Genomic DNA, 14,698 nt, shown 5'->3' with positions numbered 1-14,698 from the left:
CGCAATCGCCAGTGCATTCGGTGGGTCTTCGGTGACGGCCATCGTCACGAAATTCGGGCGGTGGCACACGGCACGTCGCCAGTTATGCGCCAGATTGTCCGTCAATTGTGGGGATCTTGCTGGCGCGGTTCCCGGGCCCCGGGGAGGTGGGCTCCGGCGTTTGGCGGCGCTTGGGCGCGGTCTACGCGTGCACCGGACGGGGTGCGCGAGCGGAGCGCGCCATCGGCGGTCGCTCGCCCGCGAGCAGCAGCCCGAGTTGCAGCATGCCGTCCCACGGGTCGCCGGACAGACCGTCGGCCCGCAGCCCCTTGACCTGCCGGTCAAGACGCGCGGCCAACTGCAGCGCCTGCGCCAGCTTGGCAGGTGTGACGCGGTGGACCGCCTGCTCCATCAGACGCTCCCGCGGCCCCCAGACCCGATACTCGCGCAACAACATCGCAAGCGGCTTGCCCGCCGCCATCCCGCGCGTGATCTTGGTGAGCGTGCGCACTTCTTCGGTCAATGCCCACAAGACCAGCGGTGCCGCTTCGCCCTCGCCGCGCAGACCGTCGAGCATGCGCACCAGCCGGGCGGTATCGCCTGCCAGGACGGCTTCACTGAGTTTGAAGACGTCGTAGCGCGCCACGTTCATCACGGCATCCTGCACTTGCTCGAACGCGAGCGCACCCGCCGGATAGAGCAGACCGAGCTTCTGAATCTCCTGATGGGCCGCCAGCAGGTTGCCCTCGACGCGATCCGCGATGAACTGGAGCACGCGTCGTCCCGGCTCACCGGCTTCGACGCGCTGCCCTTGTGCCGCGAGACGCTGCGCAATCCAGTCCGGCAGACGGCTCCGGTCGACCGGGTCGATCTTGATCGTCACGCCCTCGCGATCGAGCGCCGTGAACCAATCGGATTTGGTCGCTGCCGCATCGAGCCGGGGCAACGTGACAATGGTCAGGACGTCGCTGTTCGCGGCACTGGCGTGCGCCTTGAGCGCTGCGCCGCCGTCCTTGCCCGGTTTTCCGCCGGGAATGCGTAACTCGATGAGTTTGCGGTCGCCGAACAGCGACATGGATTGGCCCGCGTTGGCGAGCGCGCCCCAGTCGAAGCTGCGCTCGACGCTGAGCACATCGCGCTCGGTGAAACCGCCCGCACGTGCCGCCGCGCGTACACGATCCACCGCCTCCTGAACGAGCAGGCCCTCGTCGCCGTATATCGTATAGATCGGCGAGAGGGTCTTGGCGAGATGCGCGTCGAGCGCGTCGGGACGCAGTTGCATGATGGCAGACGTTACTCTTCCGGCTTCGTCGCCGGCAGGGATTTCACCGCTTCCATGCGACGAATGATCTGAGCGACCGCGTCCTTCTGCATGTCTCGGCCCAGCAGTGCGCCTTCGGCATCGCGCGCCGTCGTTTCGCTGTCGCTGTACGGCAGATTGCGCGTCAGGCTAATCGTGCTCAACGGGATGATCGGTCGGCCGTCCGGTGTCACGAGTTGAAAAGTAAAAACGCTCCGCATCTCATATTCGCGCGCCTGACCGTTGGCGTCGAGACTGACCGCGGTGCGCGACGATGTGGCGCTCACGATTTCCAAGCGTGCGTCCGCATCCTTAGGCTCGGTCACCACGACGGTGCCCTTGCTGCCGTAACGGACGTAGCGCGAGATATCGGTCGCCATCTGGCCACCGCCCGAGATATACAAACGGTGGAACGCATACTCACTCGCGCCGCGCAGTTGGAAGCCGCACGCCGACAGTATCAACGCGCAACTCAGCAAGGCGATGCCGCCGAAGACTTTGCGCGCCATACCGACGCTTCGTTGTCCGGATGTCATTTGCACGTGATGTGCCCTCTTGTCACCAAACGTCATCAATTCATCAATCGGCGGCCGCAACGGCCACCTCAGAGCACTACGTTCACGAGACGGCCCGGTACAACGATGACCTTCTTCACCGGCTTGCCTTCGCCAAACTTGGCCGTCATTTCGTGCGCCAGCGCGGCTTGTTCGATGGCCTCGCGCGAAGCGTCCTTCGCCACGCGCACGGCGCCACGCACCTTACCCGCCACCTGCAGCACGAGTTCGATCTCGTCCTGCACCAGCGCGGCTTCGTCGACTTCCGGCCACGGCGCATCGAGCAGGTCGCCCTGTTGCGCCGCGTAGCCCAACTCGACCCACAAGCCGTGTGTGACGTGCGGCACCACCGGGTACAGCACGCGCAGCAGAATGCCGTAGCACTCGCGCACCGCACCAGCGCCCGCCGCACCCTTGTCGCTCTCGATGGCGTTGAGCATCTTCATCGCCGCGGACACGACCGTGTTGTACTGCACACGCTGATAGTCGTAGTTGGCCTGCTTGAGCACGCCATGAATCTCGAGACGCAGCGCCTTGGCCGCCGGGTTTGCCGTATCGATGGCAGCGTCCGCCTGACGCAGCAGCGTGGCCTGCGACTGGCCGAAGCCCCACAGGCGGCGCAAAAAGCGGCTCGCGCCTTCCACACCGGCCCCCGACCATTCGAGTTGCTGTTCGGGCGGTGCCGCGAACATCACGAACAGACGCGCCGTATCGGCGCCGTGCTGATCGATCAGCGACTGCGGATCCACGCCGTTGTTCTTGGACTTCGCCATCTTCTCGATGCCGCCGAGCGTCACGTCCGCACCGTCAGCCTTCGACGTTGCACTGACCGGACGGCCCTTGTCGTCGAACTGCACTTGCACGTCGAGCGGGTTGAACCACGTCTTCTTGCCCGCGGCATCCTCACGATAGTACGTCTCGTTGAGCACCATACCCTGGGTGAGCAGGTTCTGCGCCGGCTCCTTGAAACTCACCAAGCCCAGATCGCGCATCACCTTGGTCCAGAAGCGCGAATACAGCAAGTGGAGAATCGCGTGCTCGATGCCGCCGATGTACTGATCCATCGGCATCCAGTAATCGGTGCGCGCGTCGACCATGGTGACGGCGTCCGGGCAGGCATAGCGCGAGAAATACCACGACGAGTCCACGAACGTGTCCATCGTGTCGGTCTCGCGGCGCGCCGGTTTGCCGCACTTCGGGCAATCACACTTGAGGAACGCTTCCGACTTGGCCAGCGGGTTGCCGGTGCCGTCCGGCACGAGGTCTTCGGGCAACACGACCGGCAGGTCCTTCTCGGGAACCGGCACCGCGCCGCACGACGCGCAGTGAATGATAGGAATCGGCGTGCCCCAGTAACGTTGGCGCGAAATCCCCCAGTCGCGCAGACGGAACGTGACCTGCTTGTCGCCCGCGCCCTGCGCCTTGAGATCCGCGGCGATGGCGTCGACGGCGGCCGCAAAGGCCAGGCCGTCATATTTGCCGCTGTTGACCAGCGTGCCGTTCTCCTTGTCGCCGTACCAGGCCTGCCAGGCTTGCGTCGAATAAGTCTCGCCCGCCACCGCGACGACCTGCTTGATCGGCAGGTCGTACTTGCGCGCGAATGCGAAGTCACGCTCGTCGTGGGCCGGCACGCCCATCACGGCGCCCTCGCCATACCCCATCAGCACGTAGTTGCCGATCCATACCTCGACCTTGTCGCCGGTCAGCGGATGCGTGACGAAAAAGCCCGTCGGCATGCCTTTCTTTTCCATCGTGGCGATGTCGGCTTCAGCCACGCCACCCTGCTTGCATTCGGCGATGAATGCCTGCAGGTCGGGACGCTCGGCGGCCAGACGCGTTGCCAGCGGATGCTCGGCGGCGATTGCACAGAAGGTCACGCCCATGATCGTGTCGGCACGCGTCGTGAACACGCGCAGCAGCTTGTGCTCGCCGTCCAACTCATACGGGAAGCCGAAGTTCACGCCAAAGCTCTTGCCGATCCAGTTCTGCTGCATCACCTTCACACGCTCGGGCCAGCCGAGGTCGTCCAGATCGCCGAGCAGTTCGTCGGCGTATTCGGTGATGCGCATGTAATACATCGGGATTTCACGCTTCTCGACGAGCGCACCCGAGCGCCAGCCTCGACCGTCGATCACCTGCTCGTTGGCGAGCACGGTCTGATCGATCGGATCCCAGTTCACCGTGCCGGTCTTCAGGTAGACGATGCCCTTCTCGAGCATCTTCAGGAACAGCCACTGGTTCCAGCGGTAATAGTCCGGCTTGCAGGTGGCGACTTCGCGCGACCAATCGATCGCCAGGCCCATCGCCTGCATCTGCTTCTTCATGTACGCGATGTTGTCGTACGTCCACTTGGCCGGCGGCACGCCGTTGGCCATTGCCGCATTTTCAGCCGGCATACCGAAAGCGTCCCACCCCATCGGCATCAGCACGTTGTACCCGCGCATGCGCATCTGACGATACATCACGTCGTTGATGGTGTAGTTGCGCACGTGGCCCATATGCAGCTTGCCCGACGGATACGGCAGCATCGAGACGCAATAGAATTTCTGTTTGTCCGCGCGCTCGGTGGTCTTGTAGGCATCGATGGCCTGCCAGTGAGACTGGGCGGAGGCTTCGACGTCGGCGGGAACGTATTTTTCTTGCATGATGGGTCGGCGGGTAGGATTCGGCTCGGCTTCGGCCCCGCCGGTGCGCGGCAAAGGGCGCGCAGCACGCAAGCGTTTGGGGGCAAATCCGGGGAAAACGATGATTATAACGCCGACGGCAACGGATTCGGCGCGACGGTAGAGAGCAGCTTCGGCCTGGAGGCCGCCTTGGCGTGGCTGCCGCCCGATGCGTGATGCAATCCGTGGCGGCGTGCGTCTTTGATGTCGGCGTCTTCTGCCGGTCGGCGCATCGTCGGCCCACTTATGCGACGCCTCGATGCGCAACCGGCAAGCCGCACGCCGGCCTGAGCCGAATCAGCGAAGGCCCAGAACGTCCTGCATATCGAACAGGCCCGTGTTGTGCTGCGCGAGGAAACGGGCAGCGCGCAGCGAGCCTTGCGCATACGACAGACGGCTCGACGACTTGTGCGTGATCTCGATGCGCTCACCGATGCCGGCAAACAGCACCGTGTGATCGCCCACGATATCGCCGCCGCGCACGGTGGCGAAACCGATGGTCGACGGATCGCGCTCGCCGGTCACGCCTTCGCGGCCGTAGATGGCGCATTCCTTCAGATCGCGGCCCAATGCGTCGGCCACGACTTCACCCATGCGCAGCGCCGTGCCCGACGGAGCATCGACCTTGTGGCGGTGATGCGCTTCGATGATCTCGATGTCGTAGCCCGTGTTCAGAATCTTCGCCGCGACTTCGAGCAGTTTGAACGTGGCGTTCACACCCACGCTCATGTTCGGTGCAAACACCACGGCCACGCGCTCGGCACCCGCCGCCAGACGCGCCTTGTCGGCTTCCGAGAATCCGGTCGTGCCGACGATCATCTTGACACCGTGCTTCTCGGCGGCAGCCAAATGCGCCAGCGTGCCTTCGGGACGCGTGAAGTCGATCAGATACTGCGCGTTGGCGAGCGCGACGTCGAGATCGGCGGTGATGTTGACGCCCGTCTCCCGCCCCAGGAAGGCGCCGGCGTCGTGTCCCAACGCCGGGCTGTCCTCGCGGTCGAGCGCACCGACCAGTTCCGCGTCGTCGGTGGCCAGTACGGTTTCAATCAGCATCCGGCCCATACGGCCGGAGGCGCCAGCAATCGCAATCTTCATCATGGAATTCTTGACTCTTCAGACAGCTTACTTGGGCATCGAGAACAGGCCACCGCCGGAAGTCATCCGCGGCGACGGGACAAGCCCCGTGCCCGTGGCCGTCGTCGCGCCGCCCGATGCGCTGTCGCCAGCGGTGGACTGTGCGTTGGAGGCAGGGGCCGGTTCGGAAGCGGTAGCCGCCGCAGCGGTCGACACAGCCGCGACGTCGGACGCGGCAGGCGCGGCAGTCTCCGCGGTCGCGGCACTCGCCGTCGACGGGGCCGAGGCGTCGGTCTTTACGGTCTTGCCCTTCTGACCATCGATTTCCCGCACCAACTGATATTCGGTCGGCAGATTTTCTCCGCCTTCCCAGCGCGCCAGCGTGTCGCCGTCGAAGTACACCTTCAGGTGACGCTCCTGGACCACCGACGCGTTGCCGCGCTTGAAATAGAAGACATAGTCCCAGCGATTCGCGTGGAAGATGTCCGTGAGCAGCGGCGTGCCGAGCAGTTGACGGACCTGATCGCGCGTCATGCCGGCCTTGAGCTGCTCATAGGCCTCTTTCGAGACGAAGTTGCCTTGAACGATGTTGATTCGATACGGCGTGACCACGCCGATCACTTTGTCGGTCACGCTGTCATACGTCGAGCAACCGGCCAGGGCCAGGAATGCCGCTGCAGCGCAGACGGAGAGCGGAAGGGAGAGATAACGACGCAAATCTGACTCGCTTTCAAAAAAATCGACCTTGAATCCGGCACGCCGGGCGCGCCGCCACATCGCCCCCGTTGACGGTACAAACCGTCCCGATTGCCCTGGTTTGCTCCCGGGCAAGGCAAAAAGGCATTATTATTGCGGCTGTATTGTACTCTAGGGACGTAGAGCGATGCCGAATCCCGCCGATCTGAAAAATATCGGACTGAAAGCCACGCTTCCGCGCCTCAAAATTCTGGAGATTTTCCAGAACAGCGAGAGCGAGGTGCACCATTTAACCGCTGAAGACGTCTATCGTCATCTGCTCAACGAAAACCTCGATATCGGTCTGGCCACGGTGTACCGTGTCCTGACGCAGTTCGAGCAAGCTGGCCTATTGTCGCGCAGCAACTTTGAGTCCGGCAAGGCCGTTTTCGAACTCAACGAAGGCCATCACCACGATCACCTCGTGTGCCTCGACTGCGGGCGTGTCGAAGAGTTCTTCGACGCCGAGATCGAACGCCGCCAGAAAATGATCGCCAAGGAACGTGGCTTCGCGCTCCAGGACCACTCGCTCGCGATGTACGGGAGCTGCACGAAAAACCCCTGTCCGCATCGTCAAAAGAATTAAACGTTGTTTTGGCATAATGTCTTCTGATGAAGACATTATGGGATTCCCCCTAGCTTCAGGTCATGAAGCGCTGGGCACGGGCTACGCATCGTCGGCGAACACCCCGTGAATAGCGGTGAGGCGCTGCAATCGATGCTACGATGGTGCCAAGCGCATTAAGCGTTGCGGATGGGTGCGCGGAGCCCGGAATAACTGCGGTTATCGCCTAAACACCGGCATCCCTCACGACGCCGCGCCCCAAAGAAAAAGCCGCTGTCTCACGACAGCGGCTTTTTTTACGACTGAGCGTCAAATGCGATTACTTCGCCGACATGAGCGCAACGGTCGTGTCGAGCATGCGGTTCGAGAAGCCCCACTCGTTGTCGTACCACGAGCCGACCTTCACCAGGCGGCCCGACACCTTGGTCAGTGTGCCGTCGAAGTTCGACGAGGCCGGGTTGTGGTTGAAGTCGACCGACACCAGCGGTGCCGTGTTGTACGTTGCGATGGCCTTGAGCGAACCCTCGGCGGCTTCCTTCAGAATCGCGTTGACTTCGTCAACCGTCGTGTCGCGCTTGGCAACGAACGACAGGTCGACGATCGACACGTTGATCGTCGGAACGCGAATGGCGTAACCGTCGAGCTTGCCATTGAGCTCCGGCAGCACCAGGCCAACGGCCGACGCGGCGCCCGTCTTGGTCGGGATCATGCTCATCGTGGCCGAACGCGCACGACGCAGGTCTTCGTGATAAACGTCCGTCAACACCTGGTCGTTGGTGTAGGCGTGCACCGTGGTCATCAGACCCGTTTCCAGACCGATCTTCTCGTGCAGCGGCTTGACCAGCGGCGCCAGGCAGTTCGTGGTGCACGAGGCGTTCGAGATGACCGTATCGGTCGACTTGAGCACGCCTTCGTTCACGCCGAACACGATCGTGGCGTCGACATCCTTGCCGCCCGGGGCCGAGATGATGACCTTCTTCGCGCCGCCCTTCAGGTGAGCGCCGGCCTTTTCCTTCGTCGTGAAGAAGCCCGTGCACTCGAGCACAACGTCCACGCCCAGCTCGCCCCACGGCAGTTCGGCCGGGTTGCGGTTGGCCAGCACGCGAATCTTGTCGCCGTTGACGATCATGAAATCGCCGTCGACCGACACCGTGCCCGGGAACTTGCCGTGCGCCGTGTCGTATTGCGTCAGGTGAGCGTTCGTCTGCGCATTGCCCAGATCGTTGATGGCGACGATTTCGATGTCGTGCTTCTTACCACCTTCATAGTGGGCACGCAGCACGTTGCGGCCGATACGGCCGTAGCCGTTGATAGCGACGCGAATGGTCATGGGGGTTTCTCCGTAAGGTCTAACGAAATCAGCCAAGCACGGACTTGACCGTCGCGACCACGTGGTCGACGGTGAAGCCGAAGTGTTTGAACAGCACGCCGGCCGGGGCCGACTCACCGAAGGTGTCGATGCCGACCACGCCGCCTTCCAGGCCGACGTACTTATGCCAATACGCCGTCACGCCGGCTTCGATCGCCACGCGCGTCACGCCACGCGGCAGCACGCGCTCGCGATAGGCCTTGTCCTGACGGTCGAACACGTTGGCCGACGGCATCGACACGACGCGCGCCGCAATGCCCTCGGCAGCCAACACCTCGGCACCCTTGAGGGCCAGCTCGATTTCCGAGCCGGTCGCGATCAGCACGACCTGCGGATTCGCCACGTCGCGCAGCACATAGCCGCCACGACGAATATCGGCGATCTGTGCATCGTCACGCGAGACGAATGGCAGGTTCTGACGGCTGAGCACCAGGCTCGACGGACCATCGTGACGCTCGACGGCCGCCACCCAGGCGACTGCCGTCTCCGTCGTATCGCACGGACGCCACACGTCCATCTGCGGGATCAGACGCAGGCTCGAGACATGCTCGACGGACTGGTGCGTCGGACCGTCTTCACCCAGGCCGATCGAGTCGTGCGTGAACACGAAGATCGAGCGCAGCTTCATCAGCGCCGCCATACGCAGCGCATTGCGGCTGTAGTCCGAGAACGTCAGGAACGTACCGCCGAACGGGATGTAGCCGCCATGCAGCGCCATGCCGTTGATGATGGCGCTCATGCCGAACTCGCGCACGCCATAGTTGATGTGATTGCCGAACTGCACGCCTTCCGCATTGGCGCGCACGGCCTTGCTGGCCTTCCAATTCGTCAGGTTCGAGCCGGTCAGGTCAGCCGAGCCACCCAGGAACTCCGGCAGCACGGCGGCCAGACCTTCGATCGCCAGTTGGGACGCCTTGCGCGTGGCAACCGTCTCGCCCTTCTCGTTGGTCTTGGCAATGAACGCGGCGGCGGCCGACTTGAAGTCGCCGGGCAGCTCACCCTTCATGCGACGCTCAAATTCGGCAGCCTCTGCCGGGAACTGGCTGCGGTAGGCGGCAAAACGCTCGTTCCATGCGCCTTCGGCGCGCTGACCGGCGGCCTTGGCATCCCATGCGGTGTAGACATCGGCCGGCAGCTCGAACGGCGGCAGGTGCCAACCGAGCGACGCGCGCGTGGCGGCGATTTCGTCGGCACCCAACGGCGCACCATGCACATCGTGACCGCCCTGCTTGTTCGGCGCGCCCTTGCCGATCAGCGTCTTGCAGCAGATCAGCGTCGGACGATCCGAGGTCTTGGCCTGGGCGATGGCGGCGTCGACCGCGTCGACATCGTGGCCGTCGATGTCGCGAATCACATTCCAGCCATAGGCTTCGAAGCGCTTCGGCGTGTCGTCGGCAAACCAGTATTCGACGTCGCCGTCGATCGAAATTCCGTTATCGTCGTACAGCGCGATGAGCTTGTTCAGACGCAGCGTTCCCGCGAGCGAACACGCTTCGTGCGAGATGCCTTCCATCAGGCAGCCGTCGCCGAGGAACGCGTACGTGTAGTGGTCGACGATGTCGTTGCCCGGGCGGTTGAATTCCTTGGCGAGCAGGGCCTCGGCCAGCGCAAAACCCACCGCGTTGGTGATGCCCTGACCCAGCGGGCCCGTGGTCGTCTCGATACCCGGCGTGACCCCCACCTCCGGGTGCCCCGGCGTCTTGCTGTGCAGTTGACGGAAGTGCTTCAGCTCGTCGATCGGCAGGTCGTAGCCCGTCAGATGCAGCAGCGAATAGATGAGCATCGAGCCGTGGCCGTTGGACAGCACGAAGCGGTCGCGATCGAACCAATGCGGATTGACGGGGTTGTGCTTGAGATGACGGCCCCAGAGAGCGACGGCCATATCGGCCATGCCCATCGGCGCGCCAGGGTGACCGGAGTTGGCCTGTTGGACCGCGTCCATGGAAAGGACGCGAATGGCAGAGGCCATCAGCGCAGGCGTAGCAGAAGAGGAGTTCGTCATGGTGAACAGCCGGAAGAGCGGGCGTGCCCCGATGCCGCGAGCTGCCGCGCGAAATTCGAATGCGGAATAAAGTCCAAGATTTTACCAGATAAGGCCGTTGCCCGGGTCGCTCGCGGCGAACTTCCCCAAATGACGGGAACGTGGAATCATGCAGAGAAGTGGCATGATCGCCACCCATTAGAGGAAGTTGCCTCGCCAATGCCCGCCAAACGTGACATCAGCGACGACCTATCGACCGCCGCACTGCGCCCGTGCACGGCGCCGCTCGGGCCTTGGGCCGGTTATACATTCGCCGCGCGCCCGGTATTCGCCGCCGCGTCGACCTATCAGCACATCGAGGTCGTGGATTTGCCGGCATTCGGGGCACTCGGACGGGCGTATCGACTCGACGGCCGGTTCATGGCTTCGCTCGCCGATGCGCATATCTGCCACGAATGCATGGTGCATCCGCTCTTGCTTGCACACGGCAACGCCCAGCGTGTATTGGTGCTTGGCGGGGGTGATGGCGGCTCGGCACGTGAAGCCTTGCGTCACCCGAGCGTGCGCGAGATTGTCGTCGCCGAACTCGATGCCCAGGTGCCTGCGACAATCCTGCAGTACATGCCGACATTGGCGGACGGCGCATTCGACGATCCGCGCACCACGCTTGTCATCGGCGACGCCCGGGATCTCGTCGACGCCGCACTGGCTCGCGGAGAAACGTTCGACGCCGTGATTTTCGATCTGACCGACGCTGACGGCGAAGCGGCCACGCTGCACGGCGCGCCGTTCTTCGCCAAACTCCGCGCGTTACTCGGCCCACGCGGCGCTATCGCCGTGCAACTGGGGGCGCCATGGTTCGAAGCCGATCAAATCGCGCGCATGCTCGATGCCCTGCGCTCGGTGTTCAAATTTGTACAGCCGATAACCACGTATGTGCCGCTGTACGGCACGTTGTGGGCGCTCGCGTTCGCCAGCGATTCGCTCGACGTGCGTGACAGCGATGCAACCGCTGCCACGCAGGCTCGGCTATCGCGAGAATCCCTGCGCCACTATTCGCCAGCCCGGCATGCGGCGCTGTTCGACATACCGCCGGAACTGATGGCCGTGCTCGGCGATCGATAACAAACCGCGCGACGACGAGATGACGCGACGCAAGTGAATCAAGCCCGCATTCCTTGTATATTGAAAACTCATCGCAACCGTTGGCGGCGGACCGTTCGCGTATTCATACGTCAGGACGCGTCTGCTTCACCTACTGCCGACGCTTATACCGGAGCACCGTCATGCCCGATCCCCGCCCCGCCCATGTGCCGTGGTTGACGCCCTATCTGACGGTGCGCGACGCCAAGGCGGCGGCGACGTTCTATGCGCAGGCGTTCGGTTTCACGGTGCATGACATGGTGAACGATGACGGCATCGTCATGCACGTCGAAATGTTTTATCAAGGGCAATTGATTGTGATGTTCGCCCCCGAGGGCGCGTTCGCGAGCACCGCGCGCACACCGCGCACCTCGGGTGTGGAAGCGCCACAAAGCTTCTACGTCTATACCGAAGACGTCGACGCACTCTATGCGCGGGCGACCGCCGTCGGCGCGAAGGGGCTAACGTCGCCCAGCGACCAATTCTGGGGCGACCGTTTCTGCCAACTGGAAGACCCGGACGGTTACCGTTGGGGCTTCGCCCGCCCGGTCGCGCCGCCAAGCTGAGCCAATGCTTCCGCAGGCGTTGGGGTATGCTTCGGTCCCCGGCGCCACGCCCGACAGCCCCCTCCGTCTCCCGTCCGTATGCCTCGCTTCTTTATCGATGTGCCGCTGCACGCTGGCGCACTGCTTGATCTTCCCGAGACCGTGGTTCGTCACGTTCAGGTGTTGCGCCTGAAGATCGGCGACGCGCTCACGCTTTTCGACGGGACCGGCGGCCAGTATCCGGCGGTGCTCTCGACGCTGGAAAAGCGCCACGCGACGGCGCAACTCGGCGAATGGGAGGCGCACGAAGCCGAGCCGCCGTATCGCGTCACCCTGGCGCAGGGCATCGCTGGCGGCGACAAGATGGACTGGCTGATCGAAAAGGCCATCGAACTTGGCGTGACGGACATTCAGCCGATGATCACCGAGCGCTCGGTGATCCGGCTCGACGGAGAACGTGCGGCGAAGCGCGTTGCCCATTGGCAGGCACTGGCACAGGCCGCTTGCGAGCAATGCGGCCGAAACCGCGTGCCACGCGTCCTACAGATTCGCCCGATCGGCGCTTGGCTGCGCGAGCAAGGCGCGGTGACAGACGACGGATGGCGTGTGCTATTGTCACCCAGAGCGGACAGCGGTTTCGACTCGCTGCCGCTGCACGCACCGTCTCAGCCGGGCGTTTTGTTATTTGGCCCGGAAGGCGGACTGGCGCCGCACGAAGAAGCCCTCGCGCGGGAGACCGGTTTTACGGCGATTCGCCTGGGCGAACGTATCTTGCGAACCGAAACGGCGGGTATCGCGGTCCTCGCGGCATTGGCCGCGCGCTGGGGCGGTTGGTAAGCCTCGACGATTTGAACATTGGCTTCACAAGCCTAAAGGAGTCATCCCATGGGTATCCTGGATTCCATTCTCGGCGGCATGTCCGGCAATTCGGCCGACGGCGGTAGCGGCGGCGGCAATACCAAGATGTTGCTGCTGATGGGTTTGCTGGCGATGATCGCCAACCGTTCCGGCAACGCGCAGGCACAGGGCGGTCAGGGCGGCGACCTGATTGGCTCGTTGGGGGGTGCACTCAGCGGGATGCTGGGCGGCGCGGCGGCGGGCGGCGGTGGCGCCGGCGGTCTGGGCGGTTTGCTGGGTGGGCTGCTGGGCGGAGGACAAGCACCGCAGCAGGATGCCACTGGCAACCCCGCGGCGGCTCCGGGCGACCTGGTCGGTGCGCTTGGCGGGCTGGGCGGACTGACGCAGGTGCTGGAGAACGGCGGCCTGGGCGATGCGATGCGCTCGTGGGTCGGCACCGGCAGCAATCAGTCGGTATCAGCCGATCAGGTGACCCAGGCGCTTGGCCCGGGAGGACATCTGCAGCAACTGGCCGATTCGGCGGGCGTAAGCCAGGATGAGGCAGCACAGCAACTGTCATCGCTGCTGCCGGAGGTGGTCAATCACCTCACACCGAACGGCGATCTACCGCAAGGCCATCTCGATCTGGCGAGCCTCGCCCAGCAATTCCTCGGTGGACGGACCGGCTGAGGCAAGGCCATCCGGGAATCCGACAATTCCCGGCTGAAAACGTAAAAAGGTCCGCAATGCGGACCTTTTTCGTGAGAGTCAACGTGGCGCATGCTCGCGTCGGGGCAAGTGCGGTGACGTCGGACGGTGCCTCCGAGGTCATTCACTGCCGATACATGTCGCAGACCGTCAGGCAAACGAGTAAAAGACGCGGAACGTGATACGACGCTCCGCCCAGAACTCGGCGGCATCGCGGAACACGTCCAGCAGGGTTTCGCGACCGTCCTTATCGAACTTCGTCGCCACCGGCAATCCCTCGAGCACGACGACAAAACCGGGCTGCGGGCCAGCGTGATGCACCAGATCGGTCAGACAATCGTGCAAGGCGTCGTAATTCTTGCCGAAATGCTTGGGAAACAGGAACGACGTGGCGATCGTCTCCAGCACCTCGGCCTTGCTCTGCGCCTGCGAACAATTGGCGTAGAGGAAGTGCTGCCCGAGTCGCTCGGCCTCTGCGGCCAATTCCGGCACGCGGAATGCGCGGATCGACTGCACGATATTCGGCCTGACGGTCTTGAAAAGACTCATATCTCCCTCTTCCGATAAGGTATGGCGGCGGCCGGCTCGCGCGACAGCATGCAGGCCAAGCACCTGCTTGAACAAGTTGCCCTCGCCCGCACCGAATGGATCTGCCATACGATCTTTCCCGCGTTCCTGTGCGAAAACCGGCTCACTCATACTGCTGTCATTCCCTTATGCGTCTAAAGCTGTTGTAGTGATCTTGTGTGTAGTAACAAGGATCGACCGCCCGCTGGTCCCCGCCACAGATGATGCGCCTGGCACCTCGATTGCGGGCACCTGGGGTCGGCACCGTGTATTCATGGTAATAGCCACGCCGCATTTTGGGCAGCTGCTTTTCGTAGTTCCCAAATACAACGCCATCTTTGGCGTAGGGAAACGGCCCGCCCTGGGCAATCAGCGTCAGCGTGCGCTGCGCTTCGCGCGGCAGCTGGGCAACGGACACCGTGACCGTTGAATCCGTGGCGTATGGCGCGGTTTCGCGCGCCACGGCATTGGACCACAGAAACACACTACCAGCCGCCGTCAGCGCCACGATGCTCCGGTGAAGCCAACGTGCCATGGTCATAGCTAGCCTGTCGCCCGACGCCGTATTGCGCCGCGGGCTTGTTCTGGTGGTTGAAGCCGTAAGGTTATCGCTATTGGTCCCGAGAATCAATGTCGGCTTACATTTTGCAACGAAACAACGCGACAAATTATTGAAAA

Annotated in this window: 14 protein-coding genes; 5 read left to right on the top strand and 9 right to left on the bottom strand. The window is 63.3% G+C overall.

The window, feature by feature from the left end:
* Positions 1-181: 181 nt before the first annotated feature.
* The 5 genes from holA to PSO31014_RS04430 all read right to left on the bottom strand — a co-directional run bounded on the left by holA (position 182) and on the right by PSO31014_RS04430 (position 6,287).
* The gene (gene holA, locus PSO31014_RS04450; RefSeq protein WP_150550521.1) at positions 182-1,261 is read right to left on the bottom strand and encodes a DNA polymerase III subunit delta; all 1,080 of its coding nucleotides are present in this window, start codon (positions 1,259-1,261) and stop codon (positions 182-184) included.
* An 11-nt stretch (positions 1,262-1,272) separates the two neighbouring features.
* The gene (locus PSO31014_RS04445; RefSeq protein ID WP_174976387.1) at positions 1,273-1,788 is read right to left on the bottom strand and encodes an LPS-assembly lipoprotein LptE; all 516 of its coding nucleotides are present in this window, start codon (positions 1,786-1,788) and stop codon (positions 1,273-1,275) included.
* Between the two features lie 95 nt (positions 1,789-1,883).
* A complete protein-coding gene (leuS, locus tag PSO31014_RS04440) occupies positions 1,884-4,478 on the bottom strand; it encodes a leucine--tRNA ligase (protein WP_150550519.1) in 2,595 nt (864 codons plus the stop codon).
* A 315-nt stretch (positions 4,479-4,793) separates the two neighbouring features.
* Positions 4,794-5,591 carry a 4-hydroxy-tetrahydrodipicolinate reductase gene (gene dapB, locus PSO31014_RS04435; protein WP_130027984.1) on the bottom strand — a complete coding sequence of 266 codons (798 nt, stop codon included), beginning with the start codon at positions 5,589-5,591 and terminating at the stop codon, positions 4,794-4,796.
* Between the two features lie 27 nt (positions 5,592-5,618).
* A complete protein-coding gene (locus PSO31014_RS04430; RefSeq protein ID WP_246176228.1) occupies positions 5,619-6,287 on the bottom strand; it encodes an outer membrane protein assembly factor BamE in 669 nt (222 codons plus the stop codon).
* A 166-nt stretch (positions 6,288-6,453) separates the two neighbouring features.
* On the opposite strand from PSO31014_RS04430, the gene fur reads away from it, so the two are divergent.
* Complete coding sequence (gene fur / locus PSO31014_RS04425; RefSeq protein ID WP_017231760.1) at positions 6,454-6,891, top strand: ferric iron uptake transcriptional regulator; 438 nt, start codon at positions 6,454-6,456, stop codon at positions 6,889-6,891.
* 298 nt (positions 6,892-7,189) lie between these two features.
* On the opposite strand, the gene gap is transcribed toward fur, so the two are convergent.
* Positions 7,190-8,200: a type I glyceraldehyde-3-phosphate dehydrogenase gene (gap, locus tag PSO31014_RS04420; protein WP_017231759.1), complete on the bottom strand. Its 1,011-nt coding sequence runs from the start codon at positions 8,198-8,200 to the stop codon at positions 7,190-7,192.
* Between the two features lie 28 nt (positions 8,201-8,228).
* Complete coding sequence (gene tkt / locus PSO31014_RS04415; protein WP_150550517.1) at positions 8,229-10,241, bottom strand: transketolase; 2,013 nt, start codon at positions 10,239-10,241, stop codon at positions 8,229-8,231.
* Between the two features lie 198 nt (positions 10,242-10,439).
* Here tkt and PSO31014_RS04410 point away from each other — a divergent pair, with 198 nt between their 5' ends.
* The 4 genes from PSO31014_RS04410 (at position 10,440) to PSO31014_RS04395 (ending at position 13,435) form a co-directional block, all read left to right on the top strand.
* Positions 10,440-11,345, top strand: a complete 906-nt coding sequence (locus PSO31014_RS04410; protein WP_174976386.1) for a spermine/spermidine synthase domain-containing protein — start codon at positions 10,440-10,442, stop codon at positions 11,343-11,345.
* A 161-nt stretch (positions 11,346-11,506) separates the two neighbouring features.
* Positions 11,507-11,929: a VOC family protein gene (locus PSO31014_RS04405; RefSeq protein WP_150550515.1), complete on the top strand. Its 423-nt coding sequence runs from the start codon at positions 11,507-11,509 to the stop codon at positions 11,927-11,929.
* A 78-nt stretch (positions 11,930-12,007) separates the two neighbouring features.
* Entirely contained in the window at positions 12,008-12,745 is a 738-nt protein-coding gene (locus PSO31014_RS04400; RefSeq protein ID WP_150550514.1) for a 16S rRNA (uracil(1498)-N(3))-methyltransferase, read from the top strand.
* Between the two features lie 48 nt (positions 12,746-12,793).
* Positions 12,794-13,435 (top strand): YidB family protein, encoded by a 642-nt coding sequence (locus PSO31014_RS04395; protein ID WP_150550513.1) that lies wholly within the window; start codon positions 12,794-12,796, stop codon positions 13,433-13,435.
* 168 nt (positions 13,436-13,603) lie between these two features.
* Here PSO31014_RS04395 and PSO31014_RS04390 read toward each other — a convergent pair whose 3' ends face one another.
* Positions 13,604-14,110: a barstar family protein gene (locus PSO31014_RS04390; protein ID WP_017231753.1), complete on the bottom strand. Its 507-nt coding sequence runs from the start codon at positions 14,108-14,110 to the stop codon at positions 13,604-13,606.
* A 49-nt stretch (positions 14,111-14,159) separates the two neighbouring features.
* Positions 14,160-14,555, bottom strand: a complete 396-nt coding sequence (locus tag PSO31014_RS04385; protein ID WP_150550512.1) for a guanyl-specific ribonuclease — start codon at positions 14,553-14,555, stop codon at positions 14,160-14,162.
* Positions 14,556-14,698: the final 143 nt, after the last annotated feature.

The organism is Pandoraea soli (assembly GCF_902459595.1).
Taxonomy (GTDB): domain Bacteria; phylum Pseudomonadota; class Gammaproteobacteria; order Burkholderiales; family Burkholderiaceae; genus Pandoraea; species Pandoraea cepalis.
This window is presented reverse-complemented; position numbering and strand designations above follow the sequence as displayed.